The sequence below is a fragment of the Bartonella sp. CM31XJBT genome (assembly GCF_028618555.1).
In the GTDB taxonomy this organism is placed as follows: Bacteria; Pseudomonadota; Alphaproteobacteria; order Rhizobiales; family Rhizobiaceae; genus Bartonella.
Genome location: NZ_JAQITD010000007.1, coordinates 89,655 through 97,749 on the forward strand (window position 1 = coordinate 89,655; position 8,095 = coordinate 97,749).

Genomic DNA, 8,095 nt, shown 5'->3' on the forward strand with positions numbered 1-8,095 from the left:
AATGCGCATTTGCTTTCAAAGTTCTTTCACTAAACGCCCCTCTAAATAATCATCCTTACTCTTCTCCTGTCTCTTCTCAATCTTCACATGCCCCGACTTTATCCCTTTAGCATCGCACGCTTGCAACAAGAAAGCTTCCTCACTACGCGACAGAAGGTTCTATGGGTCTTGGACTTACAAGCAACAATTGGCAAAGAAAAAACGCTCACCGCTGCCCAGGAGCAGCGGGCACTTATTCCAACAGGTCTCATTTTTCATTGATCTCTTGGGGTTTGAAGCACGCATCCATCCACGCTCTGGCTTAGCCTTAAAACACGGGCATCACATGCCTCAACACTCCAGGAACGATTGAGTGTGACTATCCGGAAGTGAAGTCAAAGTCCTTCTTATCAATTTAGGACAAGAAGACTTTTCCATTTAAACAGGGAATGCGCATTGCCCAAACAGTCATCGCCCCTGTATCTCAAGTTAATGTTTGTGCCATTGAACCAGAGCAAAATACCCAAAGCCATAACGAGAGCCGTGGAACAGGAGGTTTTGGTTCAACGGGTCATACTTAAAAAGCTCTGAAAAATCGCTACCCTCAAATATAACACTCGCTTATTCTAACCACTCTATCACTTAACGCCCCTTGCGCTTTTAAAGTGCAGGAGGAATGCACACTTGCTTTCAAAGCTCTTTCACTAAACACCCCTCTAAATAATCATCTCTCAATTACGTTTCTTGCGCTATACAAAACTTCATTATCACCCGATACCCCTCTCCCATAACAAAAACATTGGCATTAACCATTGAAAGCTCACACACCGCTTGTAATATCGACAATCTGTATATCTTATTGATGTATAATAATAATTAATTGTCTTGCAACTTAAATGAGAGATCTCAATACTGTAAGATTGTTTCATTGCAAATCTATTTATATTAAATCAATCAAAAGCATGTCTCTCACGTTCAAAATGTGGCTAGCATGTAGATAAAAACTGGAAAAATGCCTATAATGAATAGCACTGTCACAACATTGGGAAAAAGTATAAATACGATAATGGTGCTCGCTTGCTCTTTTGTTAAGCGTAAAGATAGTGAAGTTCAATAGATTTTTTATTATTTTACGAGGGCTTTACTGTCATACCATTTATGGAGAGTGTGTACTCTTCTGAACACCGTCGCAAAAAGGGCTTTAAGATACCCTAAGACACACAACAATCACCCTTGCTGTTTTTCTTGATCGCACCTCTTGAGGCAAGATTAGTAGAGCTTAATCCTACAAAACCGATTTAATAGATCAATCCCCTGCGTAATATCAAACCCATGCGTATTTGGTTTAATAAACCCACGAGAAAACTCTCATCAATTTCACTCTACGACTTAAGTAATATACTGTGCTTCCTGCAACAAAGGCTGTTTTTTATCACTGGTCAGAGGCATCAGCTGGAATATTAGCGTTTACCGCAGTGCCCGTTGTTACGGCATCCACATGCCCCACAACGTTACCACCCGCGCTACCAGCCACTCCATTGACAGCAGCATCCGCTACCCCTGTTGTTTTATTATTGAGCTCACCTCTTGAGGAAAGAGTGGTAGCGTTTTGCAATCCTACAAGACCGATTTTATTATATCCAGCCATGCGTATTTGATTTAATAAATCGATGACAGTACCATAATCAATTTCACTATCCGCTTTGATTAAAATTTTTGTCTCTAAATTTTGCATAGTTTCTCTTAACAAAGCGTCTTTTAAAGCGGCTTGTTCTACAAGATGATCACCAATGTAAAGAGAACGATCTTTTTGCAACGTAACATAAAGAGGTTCATCAGACTGAACCACTGAAGGTACTTGAGTTATCGAAGGAAGCTGAACGGGAATGACAGATGTTGCTAAAGGTGCAGCAACCATAAAAACAATAAGCAACACCAATACAACATCGATAAAAGGAGTCACATTGATTTCACTTTGCAACCCACTCTCATCTGTATCCCAATCATTATTAAGGCTTGCGTTCATTTTTTACGACTTTTCTGTTGTCTTTGTCTATCAAGTTCACGGCTCAAGAGCCTTTCAAGAGCCGCAGCGATATCGCCTAAATCATTACGATAGCCACTCAAAGCACGCATAAGGCTATTATACATAACAACGGCAGGAATAGCTACAAAAAGCCCCATAGCCGTTGCGAATAAGGCTTCAGCAATCCCAGGCGCCACCACATCAAGTCGCGTTGTCTGAGACTGAGCAATCCCAATAAAAGAGTTCATAATTCCCCAAACAGTTGCAAAAAGACCCACAAAAGGAGCAATTGCACCAATGGTTGCAAGAACAGCGCTTCCACATGCAACACGGCGTGTAGCAGCCAACAAGCAGCGTGACAAAAGCGAATGAACCCTTTCTTTTAAACCTTCATGAACATCGCGAGCCTTAGCATCGCGAACATCGCGGGAAACATCTTCATATTGATTGCTCTCCTCATAAAAGAGAATATCTTCAATCGTTTGTGCACTTTCCCCTGCACTGATTTTTTCACCAGAGCTTTCGTTTATCCCTTCAGGAGCAGAAAAATGAACCTGTTGTGCAGAAAGATAAACCTCTTTCAGAACTTCTTTGAGAAAAAACACTCCAGCCCCTTTACTTTCTTTCAAGCTAGCTGCCAAACGCGTAAGAGTCTGAGCATTAAGAACCAATTGAAGTTCATGACGTACTCTTCGTTTTGCTAAAGTGATCTCAATAATTTTTACAAAAGCAATTGTCCAAGACATAAGAGAGGCAAGTAACAAAATAATGATAACAGCTTTTACCACCCAATCAGCAGCCATAAACATAGAAAAAGGAGAAAAATCATGCGCTGTCACTACAGCAGACATATTATCTAAAGGGACTGTTTTATCTAAAGGGACTGTTTCAGATTCCATTTTTATCTCACATTCTTCTAGTCTTATCTTTTTTATGAGCTGGATCGTCACCCCGCATAGCATCACTGTTCCACAATGCCACTACCCTTTTAACGTCACTTTCGCATTTCTCTTAAGAAAGAAAACTTGATAAATCAAGTATAGTTTTATTCCACAAGCTCTCTCTTATTCTAAAGAAATCACTCAGGAAATTTTCTCTAACAATTCAACAAGTTTCTCTTACCTAATCAATTTATTGCATAAATTAGGCAAAATGATAAACTTACAAGAAATATCGCATATAATATTTTCATTTATAAGAATAATTTATCATCGTTCCTGTTGAATGAATTCCTCATATCGCCAAGCTTCTCTCATTTCAGCAGCTCTTTTAAATCCAACAAAATATTTGCTTACATGGAATAAGCAGTAAAAATATCATAAAATTCTTGGAGAAAAGGATATGCACATCTTTAACAACCAGTGCACTAAAATACCTTCTATCCGAAAATAAAAATATACTTTACATTTTTAGCATCTTAAACTGACCAAAAGTATAAAGTATAACGGGAGAGCGCTTGTTGCCCCCAAATACACAGAGAGCAAAGAACAGCAATATTATTTTCTTTTTCTTCTGCAAAAGCATAAAAATGACATTAACTTCTGCCGCAAAATCACAATAACCATGTTTTTTATCTGTCACAAGCCTAAAAAATAAGCCTCAACACGCTTTTTAAAAAAACTTTTATAAAAAAACTGCGCCATGAGAAACTGAAGAATGGAGCTAAATTCCTGCAAAAGCATAAGACAATTTTCAACCGATGTGATCCTTTACGAACAGAGCATATTGTATAGGCGAGATTTATTTTATCAAAAACAATTTTAAATTCGACAAAATGAAAGGAACCAAAAAAAACTTTTGGCGTTACTCAAGCAGTGAAAATTTTCACTCCAATGCAAATGATCACTATGAACACACCAATACAAATATAATGAATCAAGAGGGAAAAATATCATGGCCCATAATAAAACAACACAGCACGATAAAACAGTCGTAGAAAAAGACCTACAAGGACAATTAGAAAAGTTACGCACTGAAGTTTCAGGGATTACCTCAACTCTGACAGACCTTGGTGCAAACAAATTTAACGCCGCCAAAGACAAAGCGGAAAAACTATATCACTCAGCGAAAGAAAGTGGTGAAGACATGATGTCTCAAGCAAAAGACAAAATCAGTGATCTTGAACAAACCATGAATCAATGCGTTCGCAAAAATCCTGGCAAAAGCGTTTTGTTTGCCGCAGGGGTTGGTTTTATTCTTTCTCAATTACTGCGTCGTTAAGCAATGCATAAGTTTATCGCTCCTCTTTTAAACAATCTTGTCGGTGGAGGGCTTAAAAGCACAGTCAAGCAAGTACGCCTTCAAGCAATTTGCTATGGGTTTATTGGCATTTCATTCTTCATGTCTTTGCTTTTTTTATGTATCATCGGTTTTATTGCGTTATGTTCTGTTATGAAGCCTCTTGCCGCTGCTAGTATCATGTTTTTAATTTGTCTTTCTCTTGCGGGATTAGGTCTTATTATCAGTCGGGTTTTCAAGGCTTATCAACGCTATGACCAACAAAAAAAGACAGAAGAACAACGCCATAAACTAATGACAGATGCGACCGTTTCCAGCCTTGCTGCTCTCAGTCAACATCTCCCTTTTGCCAAATTGGGTGTTCCCATTCTCGGACTTGCAACTTATTTTCTGTGGAAAAAAGATAAAAAAGACCGCTTTTCAGAGTAAAATATGTAAAGCTGTCACTCTAAATCCCCCTCTCAATGTGCTTTCTTTTGCTATAAAAGAAAGCACATTTTTTCCTCATAGTCTCTTTAGCTTCTCCAAGCGCCTGAAAAGAAATCCCCTTCATTTTGGTTAAAAATTCCATAGAACCGCTACAATCTCTTTCAGATTGCACAACCCATGTTTCATAAACATAGCAACATGAGGCAATGTGCTTCAGTTAAAAATTCTGGTTTGATTTGAAGCAATTGGTTGTTTTTTGAAGGCAAGGTGTTTTCAGTTTTACCTTTTCTCTATTTTTTCATAAGCCTTTTTTCATGACCATAGGTCACATCAGTAGTTTGCATGTGTTCATATTTTTCTGAACACTCATGTTTGTTACAATGACTATTTTGTTTAGGAGAAGGAAACGCGCTCTCCTATAGCACTGACCAACAGCAAACTTTAAACACAATAATTTTCCATGAAGAGCGTTGCCCCTCCAGCCCTATATAGCTTGTGGTCAACTTTTCCCTGATAAAGCTCGCAGTAAAATATTGTCTTAATTTTTAAATAGTGCTTGAGAGGACGCTTTATCAATAATGGTCAATAATTAATTATGGTCAATGGGATTATAGCTTCCGTGATCTCTTCGCCAATCTTCTGGTTGTTGAAATTTGCTCGACCACAAGCCATTTTGTGCTTTTTGAGCAGCAGATTGTAGGGTTTTATAGTCTGCAGGGGATGGGAAATTATGCTGATCTTTTGTCAACACCATCAACCCTTCAGCAAGCCCCAAACGTGCCAGATCAACCCCATCCACAAAACATTGTGCATAATGAACCTGTTGAATGACACGTGCTTGCCGACAAGTAACCTTTTTATCGATTGTTTTTGAAACAAGCCAAGCCGTAACAAAAGCACCGCATGGCCACTTAACGCCATTGCGTGAAGCAAATTGCCTCATTTCACAGCTTTCCACACCATATAAGCGGATATCACGGACAATCTTTTTTCTCCACCCATCATCCACAAGCGTGATCATTTTAAAGGTCACACCACTTGTGACCTGTATAGCACCGGAATAAACCGGCACATTTTCTTCATAAAATTGTGATGCGAGTGGTTCTGAATGCAATAGCACATTTTGTTGGTTTACGTCTTGTTTGTTTGCATAATCTATCAATTGTGACTTTGGATTTTGAACGGGATTTTCTATTGTCTTTTCTGATCCTTTTAAAAAAGAAGTTTGCATAAGTTGTTCATTATTTTTACTTAAATAAAAGTATCCCAAAATAATAATACAAATTAAGACAATATATTTAGGCGCTGCTCGAAGATATTTTAAAAGTATCATTTTGAATATTACTATATTTTTTGTTCATTAAATAATAAAAGATTAAATATTATTAATTTATCGATAGAAAAAATTATTTTTTTCATTTATATGATTCCCGAATAATATTTTGAATATTAATTTTATAAACAACTTAAACATAAAGCGGGGAAATTTTCATGAAAAACATGAATAATTCGTTCAGTTGTGAACATACCTTACAAAAAACTATTCTATCTAACACCCAAAAGAAATGGTTAACAGCAGCATTGATGCTGTTTATTGCCTTCATGGCACTGAGTGAACCAGCATTTGCAGATGGCGGCTTCGGAAAAATTGAAACTGCTCTTGATAAAATCATTGAAGCTTTAACAGGAAAAATTGCAACATCAATTGCAACCATTGCGGTTGCTGGTATTGGGCTTGCCTGGATTGCTGGTTATGTTGAAATGCGTAAAGCATTTTTTGTTTGTGTTGGCATCGGCATTGTTATGGGTGCATCGCAAATTGTATCAATGTTTTCCCATTAAACGTTGCCTTTCAAAGCCATGAAAGAGCACGACAAGCTAACAGAAGATACGTTATTTCTTGCTTGCACGCGCCCTGCAATGATCGCAGGCGTGACGGTGGAAGCTATGGGATTAAATGGGATAGGAACGATGATATTGTTCATTATGGCAGGCAATATTTTTCTTCTAACCTTTGGTGTGATGCTGCATTTCATATTCAAGGAAATCCTAAAGCATGACCATAACAAATTTCGTATTCTTCTGACATGGCAAAAGACATCTATTTTTGCCAGAAATTCGAGTCTATGGGGTGGGGGAAGTATTTCTCCATTACGATTAATTCGTAATTATGAGGAATTACAATGAATAGAACAGAGCGCAAACGTGAAAAGCAGCCAGAAGCGATCATTCCTTATGTGCGCCATGTCAATAAACACATCATTGCGCTGGATTCACGCGCTCTCATGTCCGTTATTAAACTTGAAGGGATTAACTTTGAGACAGCGGATATTATTGATCTGAACGTTCTTCACGAACAGCTCAATAATCTGTTTAAAAACATCGCGGATGAACGGATAGCGCTTTATAGCCATATTATCAGAAAGCGTGAAACCGTTTATCCGGATGGGACTTTTAGATCGGCATTTGCCAAGCAATTAGATGATAAATATCGTGAACGGATGATTTCACAGGAGCTTTATCGCAATGATCTTTATCTTTCTATTTTGTGGAATCCACACGTTGATCAAACGGATAAATTAGTGGAGTTTTTCAAACGTTTAGGCAAAGCCAAGCAAGAAAAGACAGAAGTTGACGCAGAGTCCATTCGCAAGCTTGAAGATATTACGACAGATCTTATTCAAAATTTAGAGCGTTATGGTGCAAAAAGACTGAGCCTTTATGAACATGAAGGTAATATTTATTCGCAGCAAAGTGAGTTTATCCACCAATTGGTAGGCGGTCGTCGTGAACGCATACCGTTGACATGGGGGACGATAGCGTCGACTGTTTATTCAGACCGTCTCATTTTTGGGAAAGAGATCATAGAAATACGCACCGAGGCGGGACAGCGTTTTGCGGGCATGTTTGGTTGGAAAGAATATCCAGCAAAAACCAGGGTAGGCATGGCGGATGGTTTGCTCACCCTTCCCTTTGAATTTATTTTCACCCAATCTTTTGTTTTCAAGAGCAAAAACATTGCCAAGCAGATTATGGGGCGCAAACAAAACCAAATGGTCAATGCAGGAGACCGTGCGGGCTCACAAATTATGGAACTGGATGATGCGCTTGATGATCTTGAATCCAATCGTTTTGTTTTAGGGGAGCATCATTTATCATTGGCAGTTTTTGCTGATACGCCACAAGAGTTAGCGGATAATCTTGCCAAAGCGCGTTCTCGTCTTACAGATGGTGGGGCTGTGATTGCACGGGAAGATTTAGGGTTAGCGGCGGCTTGGTGGGCACAATTGCCTGGTAATTATGCTTATCGCACCCGCTCTGGGGCGATAACCAGCCGCAATTATGCAGCGCTTTCTCCATTTCATTCTTTTCCGGTTGGGAAAATAGATGGCAATGTGTGGGGACCAGCGGTAGCCTTGATGA

7 protein-coding genes and 2 pseudogenes are annotated in these 8,095 nt (G+C 38.8%); 6 read left to right on the forward strand and 3 right to left on the reverse strand.

The genetic code is table 11. The features are described 5' to 3' along the window. Positions 1-413 precede the first annotated feature (413 nt). Positions 414-560, forward strand: a pseudogene (locus tag PVV63_RS04920) (dUTP diphosphatase); the annotation flags it as partial. A gap of 851 nt (positions 561-1,411) precedes the next feature. Here PVV63_RS04920 and PVV63_RS04925 read toward each other — a convergent pair. Both PVV63_RS04925 and PVV63_RS04930 read right to left on the reverse strand, forming a co-directional pair. Further along, positions 1,412-2,005 (reverse strand): biopolymer transporter ExbD, encoded by a 594-nt coding sequence (locus PVV63_RS04925; protein WP_273790918.1) that lies wholly within the window; start codon positions 2,003-2,005, stop codon positions 1,412-1,414. Continuing rightward, positions 2,002-2,904, reverse strand: a complete 903-nt coding sequence (locus tag PVV63_RS04930) for a MotA/TolQ/ExbB proton channel family protein (protein ID WP_273790919.1) — start codon at positions 2,902-2,904, stop codon at positions 2,002-2,004. The genes PVV63_RS04925 and PVV63_RS04930 overlap by 4 nt, the downstream gene beginning before the upstream one ends. Positions 2,905-3,898: 994 nt before the next feature. Between PVV63_RS04930 and PVV63_RS04935 the strand changes: the two genes are divergently transcribed. Further along, on the forward strand, positions 3,899-4,225 hold the full coding sequence (locus tag PVV63_RS04935; RefSeq protein WP_273790920.1) for a YqjD family protein: 327 nt from the start codon (positions 3,899-3,901) through the stop codon (positions 4,223-4,225). Between the two features lie 3 nt (positions 4,226-4,228). After that, complete coding sequence (locus tag PVV63_RS04940; protein WP_273790921.1) at positions 4,229-4,672, forward strand: hypothetical protein; 444 nt, start codon at positions 4,229-4,231, stop codon at positions 4,670-4,672. 589 nt (positions 4,673-5,261) lie between these two features. On the opposite strand, the gene PVV63_RS04945 is transcribed toward PVV63_RS04940, so the two are convergent. Then, positions 5,262-6,005: a nuclease gene (locus PVV63_RS04945; protein WP_273790922.1), complete on the reverse strand. Its 744-nt coding sequence runs from the start codon at positions 6,003-6,005 to the stop codon at positions 5,262-5,264. A 158-nt stretch (positions 6,006-6,163) separates the two neighbouring features. Here PVV63_RS04945 and PVV63_RS04950 point away from each other — a divergent pair, with 158 nt between their 5' ends. The 3 genes and pseudogenes from PVV63_RS04950 to PVV63_RS04960 all read left to right on the forward strand — a co-directional run. Further along, positions 6,164-6,514 carry a TrbC/VirB2 family protein gene (locus tag PVV63_RS04950; protein WP_273790923.1) on the forward strand — a complete coding sequence of 117 codons (351 nt, stop codon included), beginning with the start codon at positions 6,164-6,166 and terminating at the stop codon, positions 6,512-6,514. Positions 6,515-6,532: 18 nt separating this feature from the next. Continuing rightward, positions 6,533-6,859, forward strand: coding sequence for a type IV secretion system protein VirB3 (locus PVV63_RS04955; RefSeq protein WP_273790924.1), 327 nt, complete (start codon positions 6,533-6,535; stop codon positions 6,857-6,859). Continuing rightward, positions 6,856-8,095, forward strand: a pseudogene (locus PVV63_RS04960) (transporter); the annotation flags it as partial. The gene PVV63_RS04955 and the pseudogene PVV63_RS04960, both read left to right, overlap by 4 nt.

Bases quoted from the DNA above. Each gene is read 5' to 3' on its own strand.
- PVV63_RS04925 (WP_273790918.1), bottom strand. From the start codon at position 2,005: ATGAACGCAAGCCTTAATAATGATTGGGATACAGATGAGAGTGGGTTG.
- PVV63_RS04930 (WP_273790919.1), bottom strand. From the start codon at position 2,904: ATGGAATCTGAAACAGTCCCTTTAGATAAAACAGTCCCTTTAGATAAT.
- PVV63_RS04935 (WP_273790920.1), top strand. From the start codon at position 3,899: ATGGCCCATAATAAAACAACACAGCACGATAAAACAGTCGTAGAAAAA.
- PVV63_RS04940 (WP_273790921.1), top strand. From the start codon at position 4,229: ATGCATAAGTTTATCGCTCCTCTTTTAAACAATCTTGTCGGTGGAGGG.
- PVV63_RS04945 (WP_273790922.1), bottom strand. From the start codon at position 6,005: ATGATACTTTTAAAATATCTTCGAGCAGCGCCTAAATATATTGTCTTA.
- PVV63_RS04950 (WP_273790923.1), top strand. From the start codon at position 6,164: ATGAAAAACATGAATAATTCGTTCAGTTGTGAACATACCTTACAAAAA.
- PVV63_RS04955 (WP_273790924.1), top strand. From the start codon at position 6,533: ATGAAAGAGCACGACAAGCTAACAGAAGATACGTTATTTCTTGCTTGC.